Origin of the sequence: Nonomuraea sp. KM88, assembly GCF_052245635.1 — a bacterium.
In the GTDB taxonomy this organism is placed as follows: Bacteria; Actinomycetota; Actinomycetes; order Streptosporangiales; family Streptosporangiaceae; genus Nonomuraea.
Genome location: NZ_JBQQCC010000013.1, coordinates 122392 through 148913 on the forward strand (window position 1 = coordinate 122392; position 26522 = coordinate 148913).

25 protein-coding genes and 3 tRNA genes are annotated in these 26522 nt (G+C 70.4%); 13 read left to right on the top strand and 15 right to left on the bottom strand.

The window, feature by feature from the left end; all coding sequences use genetic code 11:
• Positions 1 to 47 precede the first annotated feature (47 nt).
• Positions 48 to 1433: a 3-isopropylmalate dehydratase large subunit gene (gene leuC, locus ACTWPV_RS33205; RefSeq protein ID WP_347645313.1), complete on the bottom strand. Its 1386-nt coding sequence runs from the start codon at positions 1431 to 1433 to the stop codon at positions 48 to 50.
• 180 nt (positions 1434 to 1613) lie between these two features.
• On the opposite strand from leuC, the gene ACTWPV_RS33210 reads away from it, so the two are divergent.
• Both ACTWPV_RS33210 and ACTWPV_RS33215 read left to right on the top strand, forming a co-directional pair.
• Positions 1614 to 2330: an IclR family transcriptional regulator gene (locus ACTWPV_RS33210; RefSeq protein WP_347645314.1), complete on the top strand. Its 717-nt coding sequence runs from the start codon at positions 1614 to 1616 to the stop codon at positions 2328 to 2330.
• Positions 2331 to 2401: 71 nt separating this feature from the next.
• The gene (locus ACTWPV_RS33215; protein ID WP_443154786.1) at positions 2402 to 4108 is read left to right on the top strand and encodes a hypothetical protein; all 1707 of its coding nucleotides are present in this window, start codon (positions 2402 to 2404) and stop codon (positions 4106 to 4108) included.
• 491 nt (positions 4109 to 4599) lie between these two features.
• Here the strand turns inward: ACTWPV_RS33215 and ACTWPV_RS33220 are convergent.
• The 5 genes from ACTWPV_RS33220 to ACTWPV_RS33240 all read right to left on the bottom strand — a co-directional run bounded on the left by ACTWPV_RS33220 (position 4600) and on the right by ACTWPV_RS33240 (position 7363).
• Positions 4600 to 4672 (bottom strand) — tRNA-Glu (locus ACTWPV_RS33220).
• 18 nt (positions 4673 to 4690) lie between these two features.
• Positions 4691 to 4766, bottom strand: a tRNA-Glu gene (locus ACTWPV_RS33225).
• A gap of 79 nt (positions 4767 to 4845) precedes the next feature.
• The gene (locus tag ACTWPV_RS33230) at positions 4846 to 5427 is read right to left on the bottom strand and encodes a hypothetical protein (protein ID WP_443154787.1); all 582 of its coding nucleotides are present in this window, start codon (positions 5425 to 5427) and stop codon (positions 4846 to 4848) included.
• Positions 5428 to 5526: 99 nt separating this feature from the next.
• The gene (locus tag ACTWPV_RS33235) at positions 5527 to 6141 is read right to left on the bottom strand and encodes a response regulator transcription factor (protein WP_347645319.1); all 615 of its coding nucleotides are present in this window, start codon (positions 6139 to 6141) and stop codon (positions 5527 to 5529) included.
• Between the two features lie 31 nt (positions 6142 to 6172).
• Positions 6173 to 7363 carry a sensor histidine kinase gene (locus ACTWPV_RS33240; RefSeq protein ID WP_443154788.1) on the bottom strand — a complete coding sequence of 397 codons (1191 nt, stop codon included), beginning with the start codon at positions 7361 to 7363 and terminating at the stop codon, positions 6173 to 6175.
• A 108-nt stretch (positions 7364 to 7471) separates the two neighbouring features.
• On the opposite strand from ACTWPV_RS33240, the gene ACTWPV_RS33245 reads away from it, so the two are divergent.
• On the top strand, positions 7472 to 8410 hold the full coding sequence (locus tag ACTWPV_RS33245) for an alpha/beta fold hydrolase (RefSeq protein ID WP_443154789.1): 939 nt from the start codon (positions 7472 to 7474) through the stop codon (positions 8408 to 8410).
• 37 nt (positions 8411 to 8447) lie between these two features.
• On the opposite strand, the gene ACTWPV_RS33250 is transcribed toward ACTWPV_RS33245, so the two are convergent.
• Positions 8448 to 8519: transfer RNA gene (locus tag ACTWPV_RS33250), tRNA-Gln, on the bottom strand.
• A gap of 164 nt (positions 8520 to 8683) precedes the next feature.
• On the opposite strand from ACTWPV_RS33250, the gene ACTWPV_RS33255 reads away from it, so the two are divergent.
• Complete coding sequence (locus ACTWPV_RS33255; RefSeq protein ID WP_443154790.1) at positions 8684 to 10654, top strand: M3 family metallopeptidase; 1971 nt, start codon at positions 8684 to 8686, stop codon at positions 10652 to 10654.
• A 147-nt stretch (positions 10655 to 10801) separates the two neighbouring features.
• Here ACTWPV_RS33255 and gltX read toward each other — a convergent pair whose 3' ends face one another.
• Together gltX and ACTWPV_RS33265 are read right to left on the bottom strand one after the other, a co-directional pair.
• Entirely contained in the window at positions 10802 to 12175 is a 1374-nt protein-coding gene (gene gltX / locus ACTWPV_RS33260) for a glutamate--tRNA ligase (RefSeq protein ID WP_443154791.1), read from the bottom strand.
• On the bottom strand, positions 12168 to 12944 hold the full coding sequence (locus ACTWPV_RS33265) for a fumarylacetoacetate hydrolase family protein (protein ID WP_443154792.1): 777 nt from the start codon (positions 12942 to 12944) through the stop codon (positions 12168 to 12170). The genes gltX and ACTWPV_RS33265 overlap by 8 nt, the downstream gene beginning before the upstream one ends.
• Before the next feature lie 165 nt (positions 12945 to 13109).
• On the opposite strand from ACTWPV_RS33265, the gene ACTWPV_RS33270 reads away from it, so the two are divergent.
• The 7 genes from ACTWPV_RS33270 (at position 13110) to ACTWPV_RS33300 (ending at position 16333) form a co-directional block, all read left to right on the top strand.
• Positions 13110 to 13604, top strand: a complete 495-nt coding sequence (locus ACTWPV_RS33270) for an Asp23/Gls24 family envelope stress response protein (protein ID WP_443154793.1) — start codon at positions 13110 to 13112, stop codon at positions 13602 to 13604.
• Positions 13605 to 13849: 245 nt separating this feature from the next.
• Positions 13850 to 14107, top strand: coding sequence for a hypothetical protein (locus ACTWPV_RS33275; protein WP_347645332.1), 258 nt, complete (start codon positions 13850 to 13852; stop codon positions 14105 to 14107).
• Complete coding sequence (locus ACTWPV_RS33280; protein ID WP_347645334.1) at positions 14104 to 14292, top strand: DUF2273 domain-containing protein; 189 nt, start codon at positions 14104 to 14106, stop codon at positions 14290 to 14292. Before ACTWPV_RS33275 ends, ACTWPV_RS33280 begins: the two co-directional genes overlap by 4 nt.
• Positions 14289 to 14744 (top strand): Asp23/Gls24 family envelope stress response protein, encoded by a 456-nt coding sequence (locus ACTWPV_RS33285; RefSeq protein WP_443154794.1) that lies wholly within the window; start codon positions 14289 to 14291, stop codon positions 14742 to 14744. Before ACTWPV_RS33280 ends, ACTWPV_RS33285 begins: the two co-directional genes overlap by 4 nt.
• Positions 14741 to 15385: a DUF6286 domain-containing protein gene (locus ACTWPV_RS33290; protein ID WP_443154795.1), complete on the top strand. Its 645-nt coding sequence runs from the start codon at positions 14741 to 14743 to the stop codon at positions 15383 to 15385. Before ACTWPV_RS33285 ends, ACTWPV_RS33290 begins: the two co-directional genes overlap by 4 nt.
• A complete protein-coding gene (locus ACTWPV_RS33295; RefSeq protein ID WP_443154796.1) occupies positions 15382 to 15957 on the top strand; it encodes a hypothetical protein in 576 nt (191 codons plus the stop codon). The genes ACTWPV_RS33290 and ACTWPV_RS33295 overlap by 4 nt, the downstream gene beginning before the upstream one ends.
• 16 nt (positions 15958 to 15973) lie before the next feature.
• Positions 15974 to 16333 (top strand): antibiotic biosynthesis monooxygenase family protein, encoded by a 360-nt coding sequence (locus tag ACTWPV_RS33300; protein WP_443154797.1) that lies wholly within the window; start codon positions 15974 to 15976, stop codon positions 16331 to 16333.
• 6 nt (positions 16334 to 16339) lie between these two features.
• On the opposite strand, the gene ACTWPV_RS33305 is transcribed toward ACTWPV_RS33300, so the two are convergent.
• Entirely contained in the window at positions 16340 to 16936 is a 597-nt protein-coding gene (locus ACTWPV_RS33305) for an HD domain-containing protein (RefSeq protein WP_443154798.1), read from the bottom strand.
• A gap of 152 nt (positions 16937 to 17088) precedes the next feature.
• Here ACTWPV_RS33305 and ACTWPV_RS33310 point away from each other — a divergent pair, with 152 nt between their 5' ends.
• Entirely contained in the window at positions 17089 to 18729 is a 1641-nt protein-coding gene (locus tag ACTWPV_RS33310) for a heparinase II/III family protein (RefSeq protein ID WP_443154799.1), read from the top strand.
• 46 nt (positions 18730 to 18775) lie between these two features.
• On the opposite strand, the gene cimA is transcribed toward ACTWPV_RS33310, so the two are convergent.
• Together cimA and ACTWPV_RS33320 are read right to left on the bottom strand one after the other, a co-directional pair.
• Complete coding sequence (gene cimA / locus ACTWPV_RS33315; protein ID WP_443154800.1) at positions 18776 to 20353, bottom strand: citramalate synthase; 1578 nt, start codon at positions 20351 to 20353, stop codon at positions 18776 to 18778.
• Positions 20354 to 20580: 227 nt separating this feature from the next.
• Positions 20581 to 21225: a DsbA family protein gene (locus ACTWPV_RS33320; protein WP_443154801.1), complete on the bottom strand. Its 645-nt coding sequence runs from the start codon at positions 21223 to 21225 to the stop codon at positions 20581 to 20583.
• A gap of 235 nt (positions 21226 to 21460) precedes the next feature.
• Between ACTWPV_RS33320 and ACTWPV_RS33325 the strand changes: the two genes are divergently transcribed.
• Positions 21461 to 22000: a Uma2 family endonuclease gene (locus ACTWPV_RS33325; protein ID WP_347645349.1), complete on the top strand. Its 540-nt coding sequence runs from the start codon at positions 21461 to 21463 to the stop codon at positions 21998 to 22000.
• 37 nt (positions 22001 to 22037) lie between these two features.
• Here the strand turns inward: ACTWPV_RS33325 and ACTWPV_RS33330 are convergent, their stop codons facing one another.
• From ACTWPV_RS33330 to serA, 3 genes are all read right to left on the bottom strand, one after another.
• Positions 22038 to 23135 (bottom strand): branched-chain amino acid aminotransferase, encoded by a 1098-nt coding sequence (locus ACTWPV_RS33330; protein WP_347645350.1) that lies wholly within the window; start codon positions 23133 to 23135, stop codon positions 22038 to 22040.
• A gap of 209 nt (positions 23136 to 23344) precedes the next feature.
• Positions 23345 to 24382, bottom strand: coding sequence for a 3-isopropylmalate dehydrogenase (locus ACTWPV_RS33335; protein ID WP_347645351.1), 1038 nt, complete (start codon positions 24380 to 24382; stop codon positions 23345 to 23347).
• A 537-nt stretch (positions 24383 to 24919) separates the two neighbouring features.
• A complete protein-coding gene (serA, locus tag ACTWPV_RS33340) occupies positions 24920 to 26509 on the bottom strand; it encodes a phosphoglycerate dehydrogenase (RefSeq protein WP_443154802.1) in 1590 nt (529 codons plus the stop codon).
• Positions 26510 to 26522: the final 13 nt, after the last annotated feature.

Below are 26522 nucleotides of genomic sequence, written 5' to 3' on the forward strand. Positions count from 1 at the left end.
TCTACGCGAGAAGGGCCGGAGGCCGGCTCCGGCTCACCGAGGCCGCGTCAGAGGTCGGCGGGAGCGGTGAGGCGGCCGGTCACGGCGGTGGCGGCGGCGACCTGAGGCGACACCAGGTGGGTGCGGCCCCCCTTGCCCTGGCGGCCCTCGAAGTTGCGGTTGGAGGTCGAGGCGCTGCGCTCGCCCGGCTTGAGCGTGTCGGGGTTCATGCCCAGGCACATCGAGCAGCCGGCCTCGCGCCACTCGGCGCCCGCGGCCTTGAACACCTCGTGCAGGCCCTCCTGCTCGGCCTGCAGCTTGACCTGCATCGAGCCGGGGACGATCAGCGTGCGGGTCTTCACCTGGCGGCCGCGCAGGACCTCGGCGGCCGAGCGCAGGTCCTCGATGCGGCCGTTGGTGCACGAGCCGACGAACACCGTGTCGACCTCGATCGCGCGCAGCGGGGTGCCCGCGCTGAGGCCCATGTAGTCGAGCGCCCGCTCGGCCGCCGAGCGGGCGACCGGGTCGGCGAAGGAGTCGGGGCTCGGCACGGACTCGGCGAGCGGCAGGCCCTGGCCAGGGTTGGTGCCCCACGTGACGTAGGGGGTCAGCGTCGAGGCGTCGATCTCCACGACCTTGTCGAACACGGCGTCGTCGTCGGTGCGCAGCGACTTCCAGTATTCGACGGCCTGGTCCCACGCCTCGCCCTGCGGCGCGTGCGGGCGGCCCTTGAGGTAGGCGAACGTGGTCTCGTCCGGCGCGATCATGCCGGCGCGGGCGCCTGCCTCGATCGACATGTTGCACACCGTCATGCGGCCCTCCATGGAGAGCTTGCGCACCGCCTCGCCGCGGTATTCGACGATGTAGCCCTGGCCGCCACCGGTGCCGATCCTGGAGATGATCGCCAGGATCAGGTCCTTGGCCGTGACGCCGGGAGGCAACTCGCCCGAGACCTCGATGGCCATCGTCTTCGGCCGGTAGGCGGGCAGCGTCTGGGTGGCCAGCACGTGCTCGACCTCGGAGGTGCCGATGCCGAACGCGATGCCGCCGAACGCGCCGTGCGTCGAGGTGTGGGAGTCGCCGCAGACGATCGTCATGCCCGGCTGCGTCAGGCCGAACTGCGGCCCGATGATGTGCACCACGCCCTGCCCGGCGTCGCCCATCGGGTGGAGCCTGATGCCGAACTCGGCGGCGTTCTTGCGCAGCGTCTCGACCTGCTTCTTGGACACCGGGTCGGCGATCGGGCCGAGCACGGTCGGCACGTTGTGGTCTTCGGTGGCGATCGTGAGATCGGGACGCCGCACCTTCCGGCCGGCGAGACGGAGCCCGTCGAACGCCTGCGGGCTGGTCACCTCATGGATGAGGTGCAGGTCGATGTAGAGCAGGTCGGGCTCGCCGTCGGCGCGCCTGACGACGTGCTGCTCCCAGACCTTCTCGGCCAGTGTGCGGCCCATGTGATCTCCTCCTGCATAGAGCGATGCGACGCATCGCGGCTCAGTCGCTCGGATCCGGTCTCTTCCCTTGTCGCTGGGGTCGCCCCGCTCCCTGCGCTCCTCAGTCCAGAGACCGGTGCTCCCTCGCGGGAGAACCTTTGTGACTTGCCTTCTCATATGTCGAGACGGCAGTATCGTCCTATGGACAACTCTAGCGGAGTCGGAGTACTCGACAAGGCAGTTCTTGTACTCAATGCCCTCGAAGCGGGACCCGCTTCACTGGCGCAGCTCGTCCAGGCCACCGGTCTGGCCCGTCCCACGGCCCATCGGCTGGCCGTCGCACTTGAGCACCACCGCATCGTGACCCGCGACACGCAGGGCCGTTTCGTGCTGGGCCCGCGGCTCTCCGAGTTGTCCACCGCGGCCGGCGAGGACCGGCTGCTGGCGGTGGCCTCCCCCGTGCTGATGCAGCTCAGGGACCTGACAGGGGAAAGCGCGCAACTCTATCGCCGCCAGGGCGACGAACGCGTCTGCGTCGCGGCGGCGGAGCGGGCCAGCGGCCTGCGCGACACGGTTCCCGTGGGCTCGGCGCTGCCCATGACGGCGGGCTCGGCAGCGCAGATCCTGCTCGCCTGGGAGGAGCCCGACCGGCTGCACCGCGGGCTGCGCGGCGCCAAGTTTACCGCCGCCACGCTCGCGTCCGTCCGTCGCAGGGGCTGGGCCCACAGCGTCGGCGAGCGGGAGCAGGGGGTCGCCAGCGTGTCCGCCCCCATAAGGGGCAGTGGAGGCAAGGTGATCGCGGCCGTGTCGGTCTCCGGGCCCATCGAACGGCTCACGCGAGCCCCCGGGCGGTTGCACGCGGTGCCCGTCATGGCGGCGGCCGAACGCATTACCGAGGCGATGCGCCGCACGTCATGATCGGCTGTCATGATCGGCGAAACCAGGTATTTCTGGGGCCGACAGCCTCGCGGGCGCACTAGCCTGAGTGCGTGACAGATCGCATCGAGGTAGCCGCCGCTGAGCTGCGACCCCTGCTCGAAGAGTTCATCATGTGGGCGCGTGCGAACGCGCCCGGAAGCGACCCCGAGCTCGTGGGGCCTGCCGCACTCTGGCACCGTCTCGCCTTCTCGCAGGACCTCGGCACGTGGAAGCGTGCCGACCTGCGCAACCTGCTGCTCGACCGCATGCCCAAGGTCGTGGAGGATCCCGACGCCGCCGCCGACGGGATGCTCCCGGCCGTGGACGCGTACCTCACGTTCCTCTCTCAGACCGGCAGGCTCGCCAAGGGCTCCGACTCCCTCGCCGATCTGCAGGCCGAGCTCGACGACGTCGAAGACGAGTTCGTCGACCTGATGGAGGAGCTGATCGACGACGGCGAGGGCGAGGAGGACGAGGAGACCGGCGACCTCGGCGACTTCGAGATGTTCGCCGACGAGCTGGCCGAGCTCGACACGATCAGGCTGCGGCCCGACACCGAGCTGGCCGCGGCCGCCCGCGAGGCGCCGCTCATCGCCAAGGCCCGCGACCTGGCCGTGTGGGTGGGCTCGGGCCGGCGTGTGGGCGAGGAGACCCTGCTCAGCGACGCCGAGGTGGAGGAGGCGCTGGCGGCCGTCGGGTTGCCCAGGCCGGAGACCGAAGGCCCGGTCGCCGAGGCCGTCCCCTACCTGTGGAACATCTGGAACCTGGCCGTCGATCTGGAGTTCCTCGAGCCGGGCGACGCCAACACGGTGGCGGTCCAGGACGACACGTCGGAGTGGCCGTTCGACGACGACGAGGACGTGCTCGACGCCTGGATGCTCGGGCTGCACTCGGTCGACTACGGCGACCCCGAGCTCGACGACGACGATCTCACGATGGCGCTGGCGGGCCTGACCCGCGGCCTGCTGGTCAGGCTCCTGCTGGCCGGCGGCTCACGTGACCTCGACGAGCTGAGCCAGGAGCTGGCGGAGGCCGCCGCCGACCTCGACGAGCTCGGATCGGACGCGTGGGAGGCGGCGGTCGACCCGCTCGCGCCCCCGATCGACTGGCTGATCGGCTACGGCATGGTGGAAGTCGACGGCAAGACCCTCAGGCTCACGCCGCTCGGCACCGAGGGGGTCGTCCACCTGGTCGACGACGCCGACATCGAGGTCGACGCCAGACCGGCGATCGAGTCCATGAGCGCCCACGAGCTGCTGGCGCTCAGCGCCGAGCTGCCCGAGGACGAGGCCGACACCGAGTTCGCCGCCTGGATGCGGCTGCGCGAGCCGGGAAAGGCCGCCGAGGAGCTGCTGGAGGCCGCGGGCGAGGACGAGAGCGACGCGCTGATCAGGGTGCAGGCGGCCAGCGTGGTCGGCACCCTGGGCGAGGCCGCCATCCCAGCCTGGCGGGAGGCGCTCAAGCAGCCCACGCTGCGCCCTTACGCCGCCACCCACCTCAGCCAGCTGGAGGTCGAAGGGGCGCCTGAGCCGACGCAGGACGACACGCACTGGCTGATCCTCGACATGTGGACCATCTCGGCCGGGCTGGGCCGGTCGGAGTTCGTGAGCAGCCTGCAGGACATCGGCCCCGACATGGTCGGCAACCTGCTGGAGGTGATCTGGAAGATCCCGCACGCGCACGTGGAGGAGCTGCTGGATCTGATCTCGCAGGTGCATCCGGACAAGCAGGTGGCCAAGGCCGCCCGGCGCGCCCTCTTCAAGGCCCGCTCCCTGTGATCTGACCGCCCGGGCCCTCGCCGTCCGCGGCGCGTTTCGCGCTCTGCGGCGCGGGCCTTCCCGGTCGCCGGCACACGCGGGTGGACCATCGTTTCCGGCGGCACCGCGCGTGGTGCTCCGTTGGGGGTGCCGCCGGATGATCAGGCTGCGGCGCCGTGCGTGGCCGGGCTCCTCCCACCCTTTACGCTGACGGCGGCCGCCCCCACCCGCCGCACGGGCCGGCGCCCGTCCAGGGGAACGCGCCTGCGGCTCGCGGGGCCGGGCGCCGTGACGTGCGCGCTGTGGGCCGATCGCGCGAGAGCCGGCGACCGGCGAAGAACCCCGGGCAGCGGTAACCGTGCGGGACAGAAGGTGGGCCGGCCTCGGCCTCACCCGCGACCTGCCCGAGGGCGGCGCCATGCGGTTCTGGATGGGAAGAACCCCGGTAGCGGAAACCTTGGCGGAAAAGAAAAACTCCGGAGCGGAATCGCGCCGGAGCGGTGATGCAGACGTAGTCCCGACCGGATTCGAACCGGCGCTACCGCCTTGAGAGGGCGGCGTCCTGGGCCACTAGACGACGGGACCTTCGCTGGCTTGTGACAGTGGTAGTCCCGACCGGATTCGAACCGGCGCTACCGCCTTGAGAGGGCGGCGTCCTGGGCCACTAGACGACGGGACCCTGTCCACAAGCTGATGTGCCGGGCTTCCCCGGCGACGCGCGTAACTCTACCGCACCCCGGAGACCACAACCAAACCACTTAGCGGCCCATCAGATCGGGCCTGTAGTGGCGAACCCAGTCGCCCATCCGGCCGCGCTGCCACAGCGCGTCGAACTCGCCGAGCGGGATCGTCACCTCCGGACGGCCCGTCGCCGGGTCAACGGGGACGCGGGACAGCCGGTCGCGCATCCAGCCGGGGATCCGGGGCGGGACCGCGCGCTCGCCCCAGCCGATGAGCCCCACAGAGCGCAGCGCCTGCGCGCGCACCCGCACCCCACCCGGCCGGCCGACTCTCCTGGGGTTGGCGAGCTGGGTGTCGACGACGTCGATCCGGGTGATGTCGGGCCAGCGGAGGTGCACGCGGAAACCGAGCGAGTCGGTCAGTTCGACGCCTTCCGCGGTGAAGCGGACGACGGTGCCCGAGCTCATGCGGCGGTGTTTGGCGACGAGGACGGCGAGCAGGCCGCCGGTGGCCAGGGCACCGATGGCGATGCCCAGCAGGGTGCTGCCGGTGAAGATGGCGCCGAGCAGCAGGATGACGACGAAGAAGAGCACGAGGAGTGCGGCGAACGGGGCGACGAAGCGGGGCAAACTGCCCGAGCGAATGCGAAATTCCTCCATAAATCGGGCGACTCTACCGCACCGGCTTGGCGCCTCATTGGTCTCTCGTCGCTCCCTCGACCGGCACCATGCCGCGCGGCCATCACGGCGGCTGATCCGTCAGCCGTTGAGCAGTCCGCGGCGGTAGGCCTCGGCGACGGCGGAGGCGCGGTCGCGGACGTCGAGCTTGGCGTAGACGTGCAGCAGATGGGTCTTGACGCTGGCCTCGCTGATGAACAGCTCGGCCGCCGCCTTCTTGTTCGTCGCTCCCCCGGCCACCAGGCGCAGCACCTCGAGTTCGCGCTTGCTCAGCCGGCCCCGGGTGGGCCTGCGCAGGTCGCTGGCCAGACGGCCGGCCACGGAGGGCGCCAGCACGGTCTCTCCCTCGTGGGTGGCGCGGACGGCTCGGGCCAGCTCGTCGGGCGGAGCGTCCTTCAGCAGGTAGCCGCTGGCTCCGGCTTCGAGGGCGGGCAGGACGTCGGTGTCGAACGTGGTGAGCACCAGCACCCGCGGCCCGGTGCCGGAGAGCTCGCGGATGGCGGTGACGCCGTCCATGCCGGGCATGCGCAGATCCATGAGGACGACGTCCGGCCGGAGCTCGGCGGCCAGGCGCACGGCCTGCGCCCCGTCGGCCGCCTCTCCGACGACCTCCATGTCGGGCTCGCCGCCGAGAGCCGCGCGCAGGCCGTCGCGCACGATCGGATGGTCGTCGGCTATCAGCAGCCTCAGCCGCATCGTGTTCCCTCCGTGAGGTGGTCGTCCGCCGTCAACGTGCGTCACCCTGCCCGGCCGGCGGGATGGCGGGCACGGACACCGCGACGGCCGTGCCCTGTCCTGGCTCGGACTCGATCGCCAGCGTGCCGCCCACGCCGTGTGCCCGCCGGCGCATGCCGTCGAGCCCGAACCCGTCAGCGGGCGTCTGCGGGTCGAAGCCGGCTCCGTCGTCCCGGACGTCGAGAAGCACGGATTCGTCGGTGTAGGAGAGCGTGAGGGCCGTTCTGGTGGCGCGTGCGTGCTTGGCGACGTTGGCCAGCGCCTCCTGGGCGATGCGGAACAGCGCCGCCTCCACGTCGGCGGCAAGCGCGACCGGGGTGCCGGTGAGCTCCAGGGCGAGGCCGACGCCCGACGACTCGGACCAGGATCGGGCCATGCGGTCGACGGCCTCGGGCAGCCGGGAGTCCTCCAGCGACTCTGGGCGCAGCGCGCGTACGGACCTGCGGGCCTCGGACAGGCTGCGGCGGGCCAGCTCGGCGGCCTGGTCGAGGTGGCCTCGGGCCGGGCCGTCGCAGACGCGGGCGGCGGCGTGGATCTGGCCCATCAGCGCGACGAGGTCCTGGGCGACCGTGTCGTGGATCTCGCCGGCCATGCGGTGCCGCTCGCCCAGCACGCCGGCGCTCCTGGCCTGGTCGAGCAGGCGGGCGTTCAGCTCGGCGTTCTCGTCCATGGCGGCGCGCAGCCGCTCGACCAGGCGGCGGCGTTTGTCGTGCTCGGCGGAGACGTACCAGCCCGCCAGGGCCAGCGGCAGGGCCACGGCGGCGATCACGCTGAGCAGCGAGGCACGGGCGCCCGGGCTCGCCTGTGCGGCCAGGCTGACCACGGCGGTCACCGTCACGCCCAGCATGACCAGCCGGGCGGGCAACATCCCGATGGCGAGCGGGTAGCCGACCGAGGCGAACACCGTGAAGGCGGCGTGCTCGGCGGCCAGCGCCCCCGCGAGGGCGATGAGCACCAGGAAGTGCCCCACGACGAGCGCGCGGTGCGTGTCGCGGTGCGCATGGAGCCAGGCGATCGGCGCCAGCCACACCGCGGCGGCCGGCACGAGCACGGGCCAGCCCGGCCACCGCGCCGGGGCGGGGCCGTCGCCGCCCATGACGGCGGCCGCGATCGCGGAGACCGCGAGCAGTGCGTAGGCGAGCGCCAGATAGACCCAGCGCTCGCGCCCGTCGAGCCGGCTCATGGGTCAAGCCTGGCACGACATCGACCGATCGGTGGATGCCGGGCATCGGCCGCACGTCGAGCCCGGCGGGCGATGTGCGGGCCCGGCACGCTCAGGGAGCATCGCCTCATGAGCAATCCGAGCAGACGAAAGATGATCCAGTACGCCGCGGTCGCGGGTGCGAGCGCCGCCACCGCGACGGCCGGCGCCACGGTCGCGCCCAAGCGTAAGGAGGTGACCACGTTCGTCTTCGTGACCGGCGCGAACGGCACGGCCGCGGCCGACGCCGAGCTGACGATGCGCGGCCACCGTTCCGTGGGCGTGAGCCTGCCCGGGCACGGCCCCTCCGAGCAGTTCACCCGCGCCTACCAGACGCCGCAGGACCTGAACAAGCTGGCCACGATGCCGTCGCCGGTAGCGGGCGTGACGCTGGACGACTACGTCGAGGCCACGGTGAACACCGTGCGCAGGGTCTCCCGGTACGGGCCGGTGATCCTGGTCGGCGGCAGCCTGGGCGGCGCGGCGATCACGAAGGCGGCCGACGAGGTGCCCGACCTGATCGACCGGCTCGTCTACGACACGGCCTACTGCTGCACCAACCTGAAGTCGCCGGCCGACTATCTGGAGACGCCCGAGGGCAAGCCGAGCCTGTCGGGCAACATCGTGCCGGGCGTGATCGGCGACCCCCGGGTGATCAAGGCGATCCGCGTCAACTGGCGCTCGAACGACAAGAAGTTCCTGGACGGCGTCAAGGCGGCGTTCATGGCCGAGGCCGGCGACGGCGAGTTTCTCGCGATGCTGAACTCTCTGCTGCCCGACGAGTCCCTGCAGGTGCCGAACGCCGACAGCCGGGGGCACAAGGACAAGTGGGGGCGGGTGCCCCGGGTCTACATCAGGCACTCGCGCGACCGGGTGATCCCCATCGCCCTGCAGGACCGCATGATCAGGGAGGCGGACGCCGCGACGCCGAAGAACACGTTCAAGGTCTTCACGGTGAACACCTCGCACGCGCCGACCGCCAAGGCGTATCAGCAGATCAGCGAAATTCTGCACCGGCTGGCGAAATAGAAAAATGGACGCCTCACCGGGAGGCGTCCACCAAATGCTGGGGTACCAGGACTCGAACCTAGACTAACTGAACCAGAATCAGTCGTGCTGCCAATTACACCATACCCCACCGGGGCGAACCCTCTCGGGCGCGCTTCGGCGATGTCCGAAAGAATAGCCCAGCCGGAGGGCTAAGACCAAAACGAACGGCCAACCCGTCCTCCGCTGCCTGCGGCACCGGTCCGGTCATGCCAAGCTGAAGGGGACAAAACACCACGTGGAGGAGCCCGAGCGTTGGCCGAGAATCCGTTCTTCGCCCCTAGTGATCTGCCCTACCAGCTGCCGCCGTTCGCGGACATCCGCGAGGAGCACTACGTTCCCGCTTTCGAGCGCGGCATGGCCGAGCAACTGGCCGAGGTCGATGCGATCGCCGACAACCCCGAGCCGCCGACCTTCGACAACACGATCGCCGCGCTCGAACGATCGGGGCAGATCCTTGATCGCACGGCCACGGCCTTCTCCAGCATTGCCTCCTCCAACTCCACCGACGGCATCATGGAGATCGAGAAGCAGATCTCCCCCCAGCTGACCAGGCACAGCGACGCGATCCGGCTCAACCGGGCGTTGTGGGCGCGCATCAAGCAGGTGGCCACGGACGACCCGGAGGAGTCCTGGCTGCTGGAGAAATACCGCGACGACTTCATCAGGGCGGGCGCCGACCTGTCGGAGACCGAGCAGGGCCGGCTGCGCGAGCTCAACGAGGAGTTGTCGAAGCTCTCCACGGAGTTCGCGCAGAGCCTGCTGAAGGCGTCGACCGAGTCGGCGTTGGTGGTGACGGACCGCAAGGAGCTCGACGGCCTCGACGAGGCCAAGATCGAGTCGCTGCGCAGGGACGACGGCACGTACGCCCTGCCGCTGCTCAACTACACCAACCAGCCAGGCCTCGCCCAGCTCACCAACCGTGACGTGCGCCGCAGGCTCTACGAGCTGAGCGTGGGCCGGGCGCCGGGCAACTTCGACCTCGCGGCCAGGATGGCGGCGCTGCGCGCCGAACGGGCGGCGCTGCTCGGCTTCCCCAACCACGCCGCCTACACGGTGGCCGACCAGACCGCCAAGACCGTCGAGGCGGTCGAGGAGATGCTCGGCCAGCTCGTCGGCCCGGCGGTGCGCAACGCGTACAAGGAGGCGGAGGCGCTGGCCGAGCAGGCCGGGTTCGCGATCGAACCGTGGGACTGGTCGTACTACTCGGAGAAGGTCCGCAAGGCCCGCTACGACTTCGACGGCGCCGCGATGCGGCCCTACTTCGAGCTCGACCGGGTCTACCGCGACGGCATCTTCTTCGCCGCCGGCACCCTCTACGGGGTCACCTTCACCGAGCGGCCCGACCTGAGCGGCTACCACCCTGACGTGACCGTCTTCGAGGTGTTCAACGAGGACGGGAGCCGGCTGGGGTTGTTCGTGCTCGACCCTTACGCCAGGGCGGGAAAGCGCGGCGGCGCGTGGATGAACAACCTGGTCGACCAGTCGTTCCTGTTCGGGCAGCCGCCCGTGGTGATGAACAACCTCAACATCACCAAGCCCGCCTCGGGGCCGACGCTGCTGACGTACGACGAGGTCAACACGGCCTTCCACGAGTTCGGCCACGCGCTGCACGGGCTGTTCTCCCACGTGCGCTACCCGCGCGTGTCCGGCACCAGGGTGCCCCGCGACTTCGTGGAATATCCGTCGCAGGTCAACGAGATGTGGGTGACCTGGCCCGAGGTCCTGGCCAACTACGCCAAGCATCACGAGACGGGCGAGCCCATGCCGGCGGAGCTGGTGGCGAAGCTGACGGCCGCGTCGACGTTCAACCAGGGCTTCAAGACCGTCGAATATCTGGCCGCCACGCTGCTCGACTGGGCCTGGCACAAGCTGACGCCGGGTGAGACGGTCGACGACCCCGAGGCGTTCGAGGCCGCCGCGCTGGATGCCGCGCAGGTCGCCATGCCGGTGATCAGGCCGCGTTACCGTACGAACTACTTCGCGCACATCTTCGCCGGCGGCTACAGCGCCGGCTACTACTCCTACATCTGGAGCGAGGTGCTCGACGCGGAGAGCGTCGAGTGGTTCACGGAGAACGGCGGGCTCACCAGGGCGAACGGCGACCACTTCCGCCGCGAGCTGCTCTCCAGGGGCGGGAGCATCGACCCGCTGACTGCGTTCGGCAACTTCCGCGGCCGCGAGCCGAGCATCCAGCCGCTGCTCGCCCGCCGCGGGCTCGTCTAGCCGCGGCGCGCAGTGGGCCTGACCGTCCCGGCGGCCCACTGCGCGCCCCGCGTGCCGGCTCCGCACCATGAGCCGCAGGGCGGCGCCATCGGGGTGCGGCCGCCGAGATGGCCGCCGGGGCCGCCAGAGGGCCGCCAGGGGCCGCCGTCAGCCTCGCAGGCGCGCCAGCGCGGCGCGCAGGCGCTCCTGGCTGCGCGCGCGGCCGAGCACCTCGATCGACTCGAACAGCGGCAGGCCCACCGTCCGGCCCGTGATCGCCACGCGCACGGGAGCCTGGGCCTTGCCCAGCTTGAGCCCGACGGCCGCGCCGACCTCCTCCAGCGCCTGCTTCAGCGACTCAGGGTCCCAGCTCACCGAGTCGAGGCGGTCGAGGTAGCCGGTGAGGATATCCAGCGGGGAGTTCTTCATCGCCTTGTCCCAGGACGCCTGGTCGAAGACCGGCTCTTCGAGGAAGAGGAAGTCGACGTTCTGCCGGATCTCCGACAACACCGCGATGCGGGTCTGCGCCAGCGTGGCGACCTTGCTGAACAGCTCGCGGTCCCACGACGGGTCGAGGAAGGGCGCGCAGCGCTCCTCGAAGACCTCCAGCGGCAGCGCCCGGATGTATTCGCCGTTGAACGCCCGCAGCTTCTTCTCGTCGAAGAACGCGTTGGACGGGTTGACGTCCTCCAGCCTGAACAGCTGCACCATCTCCGACCACGGCATGATCTCGCGGTCGTCACCCGGGCCCCAGCCGAGCAGCATGAGGTAGTTGACCATGGCCTCGGCGAGGTAGCCCTCCTGGCGGTAATCCTCCAGGGCCACCTTGTCGCGGCGCTTGGAGAGCTTCTTCCGCTGCTCGTTGACGATGACCGGCAGGTGCGCCCAGACCGGCGGCGTCGCGCCGAGAGCCGGCCACAGCAGCTCCTGCCGGGCCGCGTTGGGCAGGTGCTCCTCGCCGCGGGCGACGTGGGTGATGGACTGCGTGATGTCGTCGACGGCGTTGGCCAGCACGTAGAGGGGCGAACCGTCGCTGCGCGCGATCACGAAGTCTTCCTGGGCCTTGTTGGGGAACTCGACCCTGCCCCTGACCAGGTCGTCGACCACCGTGACGCCCTCGTCGGGGGTGCGGAAGCGGACCGCGCCGGCGGACAGCCCGCGCTCGCGGCAGTGGCCGTCATAGCCCTTGTCTTGCGAGCCGGTGCGCTCCTGCACCTGCTCGCGGGTGCAGTCGCAGTAGTAGGCCTTGCCGTCGGCCAGCAGCTTGGCCACCGCCTCGCGGTGCTGCGGCTGGTTGGCCGACTGGAAGTAGGGGCCCTCGAACACCGGGTTGGTGCCGTTGATGCCGATCCAGTCGAGCGCCGCGATGATGCCCTCGGTCCACTCGGGCCGGTTGCGGGAGGCGTCGGTGTCCTCGATCCGCAGGACGAACCGCCCCTGGGAGCGTTCGGCGAGCGCCCAGTTGAACAGCGCCGCGCGGGCGCTGCCCACATGGAACATGCCGGTAGGGGAAGGGGCGAACCGCACCCGTACGTCAGTCACGGGAGACCACCTTGTTCGTGAGTGTGCCGATGCCTTCGATGCCGACGCTGACCTCGTCGCCGATCTCGAGCGGGCCGACGCCGGCCGGGGTGCCGGTCAGGATGACGTCGCCGGGGATCAGCGTCATGACCGCGCTGACGTAGGCCACCAGCGCCGGGATGTCGTGGATGAGCTGGCTGGTGCGCCCGCTCTGCCGGATCTCGCCGTTGACCGTGGTCGTCAGCGCGAGGTCGGCCGCGTCAAGGTCGGTCTGGATCCACGGCCCGAGCGGGCAGAACGTGTCGAAGCCCTTGGCCCTGGTGAACTGCACGTCCTTCTTCTGCAGGTCGCGCGCGGTGACGTCGTTGGCGCAGGTGTAGCCGAAGATGACGTCCTTGACCCGCTCGACCGGCACCTCGCGGCAGAGCCGGCCGATCACCACGGCCAGCTCGCCTTCGTAGTCGACGCGGTCGGACAACGTCGTCGGGTAGGCGATGTCCTCGCCGTGGCCGATCACGGAGGTGGACGGCTTCATGAAGATGAGCGGCTCATCGGGCACCTGGTTGCCCAGCTCAGCCGCGTGCTCGGCGTAGTTTCTGCCGATGGCGACCACTTTGCTCGGCAGCATCGGGGCCAGCAGCTTCGCCTGGGACAGCGGGAACCGCTCTCCGGTGAACTGCACCTGGCCGAACGGATGGCCGGCGACCATGGAGACGAACTCCTCGCCCGGACCGCCTTCGACCACGCCGAACGACACGCCTTCGCCTGTGGAGAACCTCGCTATACGCACCTGACAAGGCTATCGCCGCCGCCGGTGGAGTCCGCCCATCCCGGCCGTCCGCCACCAGGCACAGGCCAGGATTCACCGTCAAATAAGCCAAAAGTCCGTTTTGGTACGTATCGGTCGAGTGCTGTGGGTTAGCTGCCTCTAATAGCGACACATGGAGGGCGACAGATGGACACGGTGTCAAACACAGGAACGGGTGCCGTACCACGAGCGCGTGCTCATGAGGGCGGCTCGGCCACCTCATTGGTCACGGACAAGGGCACCACGAGCATCGACGACGGGGTGGTCGCCAAGATCGCCGGACTCGCGGCGCGCGAGGTGTCCGGCGTGCACGCCATGGGCGCGGGCGCGGCGCGGGCCCTCGGCAGCATGAAGGGGATCGTCGGCGGGGACGTCAGCGTGTCCCAGGGCGTGTCGGTCGAGGTCGGCGAGCGGCAGGCCGCGGTGGACCTGGATCTGGTGGCCGAGTACGGCACCGCGATCCCGGACCTGGCCGCGGCCGTGCGGCGCAACGTGATCGCGGCGATCGAGCGGATGTGCGGGCTGGAGGTGACCGAGGTCAACATCCGTGTCGACGACGTCCACCTGCCCGGCCAGGACCGGGCCAGGGACCGGGACACCGGCGAGCAGCGGGACGCGGAGCAGGAACCCAGGGTTCAATGACCGCGCCGGAGGACGGCCCCGACGACGGCCCGAGACGCCGCCAGGGGAAGCCCGTCGCCGCCACCGGCCCCGGTCACCGAACCGCTGCCGGGCCGGCCGAACACGGGTCCACCGGTGCCGGGCCGACCGGAGCCGGGCCGACCGGAGCCGGGCCGACCGGTGCCGGATCGACCGGTGCCGGGTCAGCCCGTACCGGGGCGGCAGGGGGCGATGACGGCGATCGGGACGGGGGCGGTGAGGCGCGGGTGATCGCTCAGCGGGTGCGGGCGTGTTCCGGCGTGATCAGGCTGTCCGGGGGGCCGTTCGGGACGGTGGCCACGTACATGCCCGGCGAGCGGCTCCTGGGCGTGTCGGTCAACGACCGCGAGGTGGAGATCGCCGTCGTCGCCAGGATGGACCGCCCGCTGCCGGAGACCGCCGACGAGGTACGGCGGGCCGTGACGGATCTGGCCGGCGGCCGCCGGGTGAACGTGCGTATCGACGACATCGTGGAGGAACCATGAACAACGCCCACTGGCCGACGCTGGTCGGCCTGGCCGTCGGCATCATTCTGGGCCTGACGGCGGCGTTCGGCGGGCTGACCGCGTTCCTGCTCGTCCTCGTGCTCGGCGCGGCCGGCTTCGTCGTCGGCCGGATCGTCGAGACCGGCGAGGTGAACCTGTCGAGCCTGTCCACGAGGCGGAGATGACCGACGTCACGCCGGCGGAGAGCGCGGCCACCGTGACGGTGCCCGCGCAGCGCCGCCCTCCGCAACCGCCGCCGGAGGCGCGGGGCCGCACCGAGGTCGCCGACCAGGTGGTGCTCAAGATCGCGTGCCTGGCGGCCGCGGAGGTTCCCGAAGTGCGCGAGGCGCACTCCAGGACCGCGCCGTGGAGCCGCTCTCCGGACGCCGGTGCGGCGGCGCGACGGGGAGGTACGCCGGGCGGGAAGGCCGCGCCCTGGCGGCGTTCGTCGAGCGCCGAGGTGCGGGGCGGCCGGGCCACCATCCGCCTGCACGTGAGTGTCGCCTACCCGGCGCCGCTCCGCGGGGTGGCCGCCCGGCTGCGGGAGCACGTGAGCCGCCGCGTCGCCGTCCAGACCGGGCTGGAGGTCAGCCGCCTCGACGTGATCGTGACCGATCTGGCCGGTGAACCGCGATGACCACTCAGGAGATGTGCACCGTACCTCCCGACGACGAGGGAGGCGCGCACCGGGCCGGCCCGCCGAAGGGGGCCAGAACAGGTGACAGGACAGCTGACAGGGCGGCGGTGCGCGCGTTCCGGCCGCGGCGCAGGATCCCCGCCATCGTGGTGAGCGTCCTGCTGGCGCTCCTCGGTCTGCTCGTCGCCGCCGAGACGATCTCGGGGCTCGTCGGCCGGCCGCTGCGCCTGGTGCCCTACGACGGGATGCTCTCGTGGACGTCGGCGACGTCGTGGTCGGATCCGCTGGTCCTGCTCTCCTCGGCCGTGGTGACGCTGCTCGGGCTGGTCCTGCTGGCCGTCGCGCTGGTGCCTGGGCGGCCCAGCATGGTGCCCGCGCGCAGCGGCGACCCCGGTCTCGTCATCGGCCTGCGGACCAGGACCGTCGCCAAGGCCCTCGCCCACGCGGCCGAGGAGGTGCCCGGCGTGCACGCGGCGCGCGCCAGGATGCGCGGGCACGCGGTCGTCGTCACGGCGGCCACGTCCGGGTGGGACAAGGAACGTTTCGGCGAGGAGGTGCGCGACGCCGTGCTGACCCGGCTCGCGGCGCTGGATCCCGTGGAGCCGTACCGGGTGGTCGTGAACGTCAAGGAGCCGAGATGAGCGGGAGTATCGGCCGGGTCAACCGGTGGGGGCTGGCGCTGGTCGGGCTGGTGCTGACGGTGCTGGGCGGTCTCGCGCTGGCCCGCGGCCTGGGCGCGTTCGGCACGGCCGGCACTCCGATCGTCGACGGCGGCGCGCGCGGGTTCTTCGCGCGTACCAGCCCGTGGATCTGGTGGGTCGTCGCGCTCGTGGCGCTCGCCGTCGCGCTGCTGGCGCTGTGGTGGCTGCTCGCGCAGGCGCGCGGGGAGCCGCACGGCCCGCTGCGCGTCGAGTCGGGGCCGACGGGGGTGACCGAGGTGGCGCCCGGCGGCATGGCGCAGGCGGTGGCCGACGACGTCGTGTCGGGCCCGTCCGTGCTGAGCGCCCGCGCCGACCTCGTGGACGCGCGCGGCAGCCCGTCCGTACGGCTGCGCGTGGTCGCCGACGAGTCGGCCCCGCTGTACGAGCTCAGCCGGCACCTGTCCACGGTGGTGCTGCGGCATGTGCGCGACGCGCTGGAGCGGGATCAGGTGCCGGCGATCGCCCGCGTTAGCCTGGAGCCCTCACCTTCGCCGCACCGGGTGGTGCGCTGACGAGAGGGGTTCTGTGGTGTCCGTCGTGAAGATCAACGTGCTGACCGTGCCCGCCGACATGCGTACGGAGCTGGAACAACGGTTCTCGAAGCGGGCCGGGATGGTGGAGTCGGCCGACGGGTTCGAGTGGTTCGAGTTGCTCAGGCCGGTGGAGGGCACCGAGCGCTATCTCGTCTACACCCGGTGGCGCAGCGAGGAGGACTTCCAGAACTGGCAGCAGGGCCAGGCGTTCCAGCGCGGCCACGCACAGGCAGCGCAGGGTCAGGGGCAGGGTCAGGGGCAGGGTCAGGGCCACGGCCACGGCCAGGGCCCCGCGGCGACCGGCTCGGAGCTGTGGTCGTTCGAGGTGGCGGAGAGCGCCGGCCCGAAGGGCTGAGCGCTCTCAGGCGTCGAGCGGGTTGCGCGCGATGCGGTCGAGGATGCCGTCGCGGACGAGCCCGCCGGCGAAGCTCGACGGCTTGCGCGCGCCCTGGTCGGCGATGCACGCACCGAACTCCTTGGCGATCTCCAGCCGCGGATGGCGCGCCAGCACCTCGGCGCGCACCTCCTCGGGGATCTCGTCGGTGCGCCGGCCCGAGATGTCCATGCCGGTCGAGAGCTCCAGCAGGTGGCCCTCGGGGTCGTCCTCCACCGGCACCTCGGCCCACATGTGCCGGATGATCACCTCGGCCGCGCGTTCCCTGCGCTCCGGCGACCAGCCGGCGCCGGCGCAGAAGGCCCAGGCCACGTGCCCGCCCGCCTCTTCGTACGGCACCGTGTGGCTGTCGTACCCGGCGACCAGGCCGATGTCGTGCAGCATGGCCGCCACGTACAGCAGCTCGGCGTCGAAGGCGATGGAGTGCGCCTGCCCGTGGGCGGCGGCGAACAGGTAGGCCCGGATCGAGTGGTTGAGCAGCGAGGGCGTGTGGTAGCGCGTGGCCACTTCGAGCGCTCCGCGGCAGGCGGGCGTGTCGGGGATCATCAGGTCGTCGAATCTCACGGCTCCAGCATCTCCTTCCCCGCGCCGGCTCCGCCAGCCGGAGCACCGGCGCCACATCGAGCGGCTAACGAATCGGACACTCGGCTTGACCCGGTGATCGCGAGAGCGAAAGCATGTGCCGCCCTCACTGTTCTGTCCCGGAAGGACCTGGCGTGCGCCGGTTTGCGTTACCTCTTGCCCTCACGCTCGCCCTCGGCGGGTTGGCCGGCCCCGCTCAGGCCGGCTCCCAGGCCGACGGGGTGACCCGCACCGCGGAGTGCCAAGGCGACTGGCTGCCCGGCACGCCCACGGTCACCGACGTCATGAAAGGCGAGATCTCGCTGGTCGGGTTGCCGGCGTACAAGATCGGCAAAAAGATCGACTGGTCGGCCAGCCCGTACAAGAACCGCTCGTGGGAGTACGTGTTCCAGTCGCTGCGCTGGATGGGCACGCTGGTCGTCGAGTACGAGAACACCGGCGAGCAACGCTACCTGGATCGTGCCACCGAGATCACCAAGGACTGGGTGGCGAAGAACAGGCGAGGGGCGCGCGGCACCAAGCCGTACGTGTGGAAGGACCATCCGGTCTCGCTGCGCACGCAGCCGCTGCTCTGCCTCAGCCGGCACGTCAACGCCGGCTGGCTGAAGGACAGCCTGGCCGACCACGCCAAGCTCCTGTCGGACCCCCGGCTGTACAAGAAGGGCCACAATCACGGCATCGACCAGGACATCGCGCTCCTCGGCATCGGCTGCAGGTACGGCCGTAAGGACTGGGCGAACCTGGCCTCCCGCCGGCTGACCGGCACCGTGAAGCTCGACGTCGACAACCAGGGCGCGCTCATGGAGCAGGCCCCGCGCTACGCGGTCTACGTGTACGGCCGGCTCCAGGTCGCGATGACCGGCATGAAGGCGTGCAAGCGGAAGGTGCCCGGTGAGATCACCAGGCGGGCCGAGGCGCTGAAGGACTTCATCGCCCACGCGACCATGCCCAACGGCTACATGGTGCCCATCGGCGACGGCAGCGCCGACACCGAGCCGAAGATGGAGACGGGGACGCCGAAGCAGGAGGTCAGGACCTACCGCGCCGGGTACGTGTTCGGCCGCACGGCCTGGGGCGAGAAGGAGTCGGCGTACTACTCGATCCGGTTCGGGCCCGGCATGAAGTACCACGGCCACGAGGACCACCTCGGCGTGACGTACTACGCGAAGGGGCGCGACATCCTGGTGGACGGCGGTTTCCACTCGTACGAGAAGAGCGCCTACCGCTACTGGACGCTCTCCCCCGAGGCGCACAACGTGCCCACGGTGGCGGGCGGCAAGTTCCGGCCCCGCACGCCGAGCAAGCTCGCCAAGACGTCCTACGGCAAGGGGCGGCAGGCGTTCAGGCTGACGGACAAGGCGTACGGCGCGAGCCGCACCAGGTCGGTGCTGGTGAACCACGGCAACGACCTGATGGCGGTGCTGGACACCGCCTCCGGCGGCAAGAAGGTCAGGAACGTGTGGCGTTTCGACCCGTCGCTGAAGCTGGTCTCGAAGGGCGGCGGCAAGGTGGTGCTGGGCGACGGGGACTTCAAGGTCACGCTGCTGCAGCTGTCGTCGTGCGACCGGGTCGGCGGGCAGAAGGTGGAGCGCGGCGGCAAGCTGGGCTGGGTGTCGCCGACGTACCTGTCGAAGAAGCGCACGAACGTCGTGGTCTCGCCGTCGGCCAGATCGCTCCTGACGGTGATCGTGCCGGGCACCGACTCGCCGAAGGTGTCGTGCTCCGGCGGGAAGGTCACGGTCGAGGGCGTGTCGTTCCCCTCCCGCCTGCTCTAGCGACCGGGCGCAGAGGGCTCCGGGCCCCCTGCGCCCGGTCAGGCCGTCAGGAGACGTCCCGCCCCGCGCGGAGCAGGCCGTACGTCACCGCCTGCTCCAGAGCCTGCCACGAGGCGTCGATGATGTTCTCGGCCACCCCGACCGTGGCCCATTCGGAGGTCTCGTCGCTGGAGGTGATGAGGACCCGCGTGATGGCGTCGGTGCCGTGGGTGCCTTCGAGGATGCGGACCTTGTAGTCGACCAGTTCCAGCTTCGCCAGCTCGGGGTAGAGCTGCTCCAGGCCAAGGCGCACCGCCTTGTCGAGGGCGTTGACGGGGCCGTTGCCCTCGCCGGTGGCGACGATGCGCTCGCCCTTGGCGTGCAGCTTGACGGTGGCCTCGCTGACCAGCTCGCCACCCTTCGTGCGCTCGACGATGACGCGCCAGGACTCGACCTCGAAGTGCCGCCTGCGGGAGCCGTGCAGGGTGTCGCGCAGCAGCAGTTCGAACGACGCGTCGGCGGCCTCGAACGTGAAGCCCTTGGACTCGAGGTCCTTGACCCGCTCGACGAGGGTCTTGGTGGTGTCGGGGGTCAGCTCGTAGCCCAGCTCCCTGCCCTTGAGCTCGACCGAGGCCCGGCCCGCCATGTCGGAGACGAGCATGCGCATGTCGTTGCCGACGGCGGCGGGGTCGATGTGCTGGTAGAGGTTGGGGTCGACCTTGATGGCGCTGGCGTGCAGGCCCGCCTTGTGGGCGAAGGCGGACGTGCCGACGTAGGGGGCGTGGGAGTTGGGCGTGACGTTGGTGACCTCGGTGATCGCGTGGGCGATGCGGGTCATGTCGGCCAGCGCCTCCCGCGGCACCAGGTCGAAGCCGCGTTTGAGCTGCAGGTTGGCCACGACGGTGAAGAGGTTGGCGTTGCCGGAGCGCTCGCCGTAGCCGTTGGCGCAGCCCTGCACGTGGGTGGCGCCGGCCTTGACCGCGGCCAGGGTGTTGGCGACGGCGCAGCCCGTGTCGTCGTGGCAGTGGATGCCGACGCGGGCGCTGGTCTGGACGGCCTCGTGAACGATCTCGGCGAGCTCGTCGGGGAGCATGCCGCCGTTGGTGTCGCACAGGGCGATGACGTCGGCGCCGGCTTCGGCGGCGGTCCTGAGAACCTCCAGCGCGTAGGCTGGGTTGGAGGTGTAACCGTCGAAGAAGTGCTCGGCGTCGAGGAAGACTCGCTGTCCCTCCGCACGAAGGTGAGAGACCGTGTCGCGGATCATCGCGAGGTTCTCCTGGAGAGTCGTGCGGAGGGCCAGCTCCACGTGCCGGTCGTGGCTCTTGGCGACAAGGGTCACGACCGGCGCGCCGGATTCGCGCAAAGCGGCCACCAAGGGGTCGTCGGCTGCCTTCACACCGGGCCGGCGGGTCGCGCCGAACGCGGCTAGTTGCGCGTGTTTCAGGTCGAGCCCTGTTCGAGCCTGCCTGAAGAACTCTGTGTCCTTGGGATTGGCGCCCGGCCAGCCCCCTTCGATGAAACCCACGCCCAGGCCGTCCAGCTGCCGCGCGACGGTGATCTTGTCGGCGACGGTGAGGTTGAGCCCCTCCTGTTGCGCGCCGTCACGCAGCGTCGTGTCGTATACGTGGAAGCGGTCGTCGGCCATGGGTGATCTCTTCTCTCCGGAAGGCTCGCACTGGGTGTGGTCTTTTCTGGAAAACAAAAAGACCCCTCACGGACGTGAGAGGTCTGCGCGCTGGCGGTGTCCTTTGTCAGCCAGCGCGCCTGCCGATAATGAGCAGACCGTAGAACATGATGCTCACCAGTCTGCCATACGGATTCACCATCTGGCACGCGGGTCTCACCGAGTGGACACTCGTGTCGCGTGGGGCGTCACACGGCGACGCCGTCACCGCCGGTGATGGCGCGTTCGAGCGCGGCCGCGTCGAACACCTCGTTGCCGAGCATCCGGCCGTCGAGCAGCACGGTCGGCGTGCCCTGGATGCCCGCCTTCGCCGTCTGCTCCAGGTGCGCCTTCGCGTACGACTGCGACCGGACGCACTCGTCCACCACCGCGCCCGCCTTCCTGGCCGCCCCGGCCAGCTCCTCGACGGTGAACCCCGAGGCCACGCCGTGCGGCGCGGGCTGCATGGCGTACAGCCGGCTCCTGAAGGCCAGCCAGTTGTCCTCGGGGACGCAGCGGGCGGCCGCGGCGGCGCGGATGGAGTTGGAGCGCATGGGCTCGGCCCTGAAGATTGTCACCGGACGGAAAACGATCTTCACCTTGCCCTCCCTGGCCAGCCGCTGCAGCGTGCCGTCCACGGCGTCGTGCATCTGCTTGCACACGGGACAGTCGAAGTCTTCGTACAGGTCGAGCACGGGAGCCCCGCTCGACCGGTCCGCCAGGACCATGGACCCGTCCGCCTGCCGGGTCAGCCGCACCTCGCCGGACGACTCGCCCGGCTCCGCGAACGCCAGCACCCCGATAACGGCGATCACCGCGCACGCGACCGCCACCGCCACCAACCGCTTCACCATGCCACTCTCATCTCGTTGATCGCGCAGACCCTATCGGAAACCGAAACAACGGCGGCATAAAGACATGCCTCCTTGACGCTGACATCGCGCGATACGTATGCGAGCACGGCACGCCGCCCGTCGCGGAGGGGATGATCATGATCAGGAGGAGAGAGAGCCATACCACCGAATCGGCGCCCGGCGCGGGCGCCAGGCCCTACTCTTGGTGATCCCGTGACTACAAGAGGACGGCGGCATGGTCAGGCCACTCGAAGAGCGTTTCCGTACGGCCCGCGACTTGTTTCCCGAATATCGGGTGGAGACGGTCAAGGGCCGCATCGTGGTGAACGAGTCCGGCACCTGGCAGCACAACACGATTCTCTTCCGGCTGCTGCTGCAGTTGGTCGGCGCGGCGGCCGGGCGGGGCTGGGAGATCTGGCCCAACATCACCGTCTATCTCGGCGAGCACGCCGACCGGTACGTCCCCGACCTGACCGTGGTGCCGGCCTCCCCGCGGATGCACGAGGAGCACGCCGTGCACGGCGACGCGACGCTGCTGCTGGCCGACGTCGTCTCGGCCGGCAGCGGCTACGACGACTATTACGTCAAGCCCTGCGGCTACGCCCCCGCAGGGGTGCCGCTCTACCTGGTGATCGACCCGTTCCAGCGATCGGTCAAGCTCTTCTGCGACCCCTCCCGCGGGACCTACGCCACGGAGATCGTGGTGGCCGCGGGCGAACCGCTGGCGTTGCCCGATCCGTGGGGGCTCGCCGTCGACACGGCGCGGCTGATGTGACCCCCGGGAGCGCCGCCCCCGGGGATCGATCACCCAGCTAGACGATCTTGTGCACCCAGTGGTGGGAGTCGGGGCGGGAGCCGTACTGGATGCCGACCAGTTCGTCGCGCACCCGCATGGTGACCGGCCCGGGGGCGCCGTCGGCCACCGTCCAGGAACGGTCGGCGCCCTTGACGGTGCCGACCGGCGTCACCACGGCCGCCGTCCCGCACGCGAACACCTCCGTGAGCTCGCCCGACTCGCAGCCCGCCTGCCACTCCTCGACCGAGACGAGCCGCTCCTCGGTCTCCAGGCCGAGGTCGCCGGCCAGTTGCAGGATCGAGTCACGGGTGATGCCGGGCAGCAGGGTGCCGGTCAGCGCGGGCGTGACGAGCTTGTCGCCGAAGACGAAGAACAGGTTCATTCCGCCCATCTCCTCGACATACCTGTGCTCGTGGGCGTCCAGCCACACCACCTGGTCGCAGCCGTTCTCCACCGCCTGCCGCTGCGCCACGAACGCGGCCGCGTAGTTGCCGCCGCACTTGGCGAAGCCGGTGCCGCCGGGGGCGGCGCGGGTGTACTCGGTCGAGAGCCAGACCGAGACGGGCTTGAGCCCGCCAGTGAAGTAGGAGGCCGCGGGAGAGGCGATGACCATGTACTTGTAGGACTTGGACGGGTAGTTGACGCCGAGGCCCGCCTGCGTGGCGATCATGAAGGGCCGCAGGTAGAGGCTGTGCCCCTCGGTCGTCGGCACCCATTCCCTGTCGGTCTGCACGATCAGCTCCAGCGATTCGACGAACGTCTCCTCGGGCAGCTCGGGCATGGCCATGCGGGCCGCGGAGCGGTTGAAGCGGCCCGCGTTCGCGTAGGGGCGGAAGGTCACGATCGAGCCCGTGGTCTGCCGGTAGGCCTTGAGCCCCTCGAACAGCTCCTGGGCGTAGTGGAAGACCGACGTGGCCGGGTCGAGGGAGAGCGGCCCGTACGGCATGAGCCGGGCGTCGTGCCAGCCCTCACCCTCGGTGTAGTCGATCGAGATCATGTGGTCGGTGAAGGTCTGCCCGAAACCCGGGTTCGCCAGTACCTGCTCCCGCTCGGCCGCGGTGCGAGCGTGGTCGGATAGCTGCACGTCGAAGCTGAGCTTCTGAGCGATGGTCATGACGGCGGTCCTTCTCTCTGCGAATCTACGAACGGGGGCCGCTGAAGTGCGGTGTCGAGCAGCGCCGCCCTGAAAAGAGCAGCCCGTACTTCCTATTGTCTCGCTATATGGGATGGCAAGCGGCCGTTGGGGTGGTCAGGCCGTTGACACGCCAAAAAGCGCCTGGCGGTCCGTGTCGGATCGCCAGGCGCTCGCGGGGCTAGGCGGTCCTAGCCGGATACTCGCGCGGTGATGTCGTCACCGATCTCGTGGGTGCCGCGGCCGGGACGCCGCTCGGCGATGTCGGCGGCGACCGCCTGCTCGACCCTCGCCGCCTCCGCGTGCAGGCCGAGGTGGTCGAGGAGCATGGCGACGGACAGGATGGTCGCGGTCGGGTCGGCCTTGCCCTGTCCGGCGATGTCGGGGGCGCTGCCGTGCACCGGCTCGAACATGCTGGGCGCGGTGCGCTCGGGGTTGATGTTGCCGCTGGCCGCCAGGCCGATGCCGCCGGCGATGGCCGCGCCGAGGTCGGTGATGATGTCGCCGAACAGGTTGTCGGTGACGACCACGTCGAAGCGCTCGGGCTGGCTCACGAAGAACATCGAGGCCGCGTCGATGTGGGCGTAGTCGGTGGCGACCTCGGGATAGTCGCCGGCCACGCGGTCGACCGTGCGCTGCCACAGGTCGCCGGCGTAGGTGAGGACGTTGGTCTTGTGGACCAGGGTGAGCTTCTTGCGCGGCCGGGACCGGGCCTTCTCGAACGCGTAGCGCACCACGCGCTCGACGCCGTGGGCGGTGTTGAGCGACTCCTGCGTGGCGATCTCGTGGGGCGTGCCGCGCCGCATGACGCCGCCGGTGCCGGCGTAGAGGCCTTCGGTGCCCTCACGGACCACGATCATGTCGATGTCGTCGGCCGACGAGCCGGCCAGCGGCGTCCGCACGCCGGGGAACAGCTTGACCGGGCGGAGGTTGACGTAGTGGTCGAACGCGAAGCGGAGCCGCAGCAGCAGGTCGCGCTCGAGGACGCCGGGCGGCACGCTGGGGTCGCCGACCGCGCCGAGCAGGATCGCGTCGTAGCCGCGCAACTCCTCGAGCACCGCGTCGGGGAGAGTCTCTCCGGTGCGGTGATAGCGGGCTGCCCCCAGGTCGTAGTGGGTGGGCTCGATCTTGGTGCCCACGGCCTCCAGGACCTTGAGTCCTTCGGCCACGACCTCGGCGCCGATGCCGTCACCCGGGATGACGGCCAAGCGGATGTTACGCGACTCCATGGGTGGTTACCTTACCGGCTCGTCTCGACTGACGAACACATCATCTCAGCTTGCGGACGGTTCGGTGACCTGGGCACGCGGGAGCGCCCAGGTCACGTCCTTAGCTAGCGGCCGGAACCCTGCGGGGCGCCGCCGTTGTCCCTGCGGTCGAGCGCGGTCTGCACGGCCTCGGCGGCCTCGTCGTCGTGTTCTTCCGCACGGTTCCAGGCATACATCTCGTACATGCGACTCATCTCATTTCGCGGAAACGATCCGATGGAAAGCCGGACTCCGGTCACGAATCCGGGCGAGCCTGCTCTCGTGGTCCGGGTCACGGACCGGGAGGAAGGGGCTGACGGCCGACGCAGCGCCACTCACCGCGGCGAGTCGTCGACCTGCCCTAACAGGCCTCGCCGCGGCAGGTAATAAGTACGAGCACCTGGCGCATCTCCGCCACAGTACCTCAGCCGTCTCGTTGGACGTCCTAGTATCTTGCATGCTGAGACGCGAAAGGCCGCCGCCCCCTGCGGGACGGCGGCCTCGTACGACCGGGGAGGGTCAGTCCTCCAGGTCCACCGAGCGGCCGCTCTCGGCGCCGATCTCGGCCACGATCTGGTCGACCACGTCGGCCGGGATCGCGGTGTCGACGGTCAGCGCGATGAGCGCCTTGCCACCCTTGACCGACCTGGCCACCTGCATCGAGGCGATGTTGATGCCGTGCTCGCCGAGGAGGCGGCCGACCACGCCCACGATGCCGGGACGGTCGGTGTAGGTGAAGAACGACAGGTGGGCCGTCGGCTCGATCTCCATCTCGTAGCCGTTGACCTCGACGATCTTCGTGATCTGGCGGGGGCCGGAGAGCGTGCCCGACACCGAGACGTGGCGGCCGTCGGCCAGCACACCCCGCACGGTCACCACGTTGCGCCAGTCAGGGCTCTCCGAGCTGGTCACCAGCTCGACGTTCATGCCGCGGTCCTTGGCCAGCAGCGGCGCGTTGACGTACGTGACCTGCTCCTCGATCACGTCGGCGAACACGCCCTTCAGCGCGGCCAGCTCGATCACCCGGACGTCCTGCGCGGCGATCTCCCCGCGCACCTCGACGTCGAGCTTGGTCGCGACCTCGCCGGCCAGCGCCGTGAACACCCGGCCGAGCTTCTCGGCCAGCGGCAGGCCCGGCTTGACGTCCTCGGCCACCACGCCGCCCTGGACGTTGACGGCGTCGGGGACGAACTCGCCCGCCAGTGCCAGCTTCACGCTCCGCGCGACCTGGGTGCCGGCCTTCTCCTGGGCCTCGTGCGTGGAGGCGCCCAGGTGCGGCGTGGCGACGACCTGGTCGAGCTCGAACAGCGGGCTGTCGGTGCACGGCTCCTTGGCGTACACGTCGAGGCCCGCCCCCGCGACCCGCCCCTCCTTGATGGCCGAGTAGAGGGCCGCCTCGTCGACGATGCCGCCGCGGGCGACGTTGACGATGCGCACGTTGGGCTTGACCCTGTGCAACTCGTCGTCGCCGATGAGCCCGACCGTCTCCTTCGACTTCGGCAGGTGCACGGTGATGAAGTCGGCCTGCTTGAGCACCTCGTCGAGGGACAGCAGCTTGACGCCCATCTGCGCGGCGCGGGCCGGCGGCAGGTAGGGGTCGTAGGCGATCAGTTCGACGCCGAACGGCTGCAGGCGCTGGGCCACGAGCTGGCCGATCTTGCCGAGGCCGAGGATGCCGACGACCTTCTCGTCGAGCTCGACACCGGTGTACTTCGACCGCTTCCACTCGCCGTTCTTCAGCGCGGCGTGCGCCTGGGCCGTGTTGCGCGCGCTCGCCAGGATGAGCGCGAGGGTCTGCTCGGCGGCGCTGGTGATGTTGGAGGTCGGCGCGTTGACGACCATGACACCGGCCTTGGTGGCGGCCTCGACGTCGACGTTGTCGAGGCCGACGCCGGCGCGGGCGACCACGCGCAGCTTGGGCGCGGCGGCGATGGCCTCGGCGTCGACCTGCGTGGCGGAGCGGACGATCAGCGCGTCCACGCCGGCGAGTGCGGGCAGCAGCTGGGAACGGTCGGCGCCGTCGGTGTGGCGGACCTCGAAATCAGCGCCGAGCACGGCGAGGCCGGCCTCGGACAGCTCCTCTGCGACCAGAACGACGGGCTTGTTCACGGGTGTGGATCCT